Below are 252 nucleotides of genomic sequence, written 5' to 3'. Positions count from 1 at the left end.
GGGGTAGATAACTGGGGTGAAGTCGTAACAAGGTATCCGTACCGGAAGGTGCGGATGGATCACCTCCTTTCTATGGAGACTTCCGATATCTCTTTGAGATATACGGTAGCAAATCGGCTAGCAAACATCTTTACTGTTCAGTTTTGAGAGAGCATGGCTCTTAGGGGCCTATAGCTCAGTTGGTTAGAGCGCACGCCTGATAAGCGTGAGGTCGGCTGTTCGAGTCAGCCTAGGCCCACCATCTACCACATT

At 50.0% G+C, this 252-nt stretch carries 1 tRNA gene and 1 rRNA gene; both read left to right on the top strand.

The features are described from left to right. Positions 1-70: ribosomal RNA gene (locus O0550_RS24315) — 16S ribosomal RNA — on the top strand; the annotation flags it as partial. Between the two features lie 94 nt (positions 71-164). Beyond that, positions 165-241, top strand: a tRNA-Ile gene (locus O0550_RS24310). Positions 242-252: the final 11 nt, after the last annotated feature.

The organism is Brevibacillus halotolerans (assembly GCF_026891775.1).
Lineage (GTDB): Bacteria > Bacillota > Bacilli > Brevibacillales > Brevibacillaceae > Brevibacillus_B > Brevibacillus_B halotolerans.
This window is presented reverse-complemented; position numbering and strand designations above follow the sequence as displayed.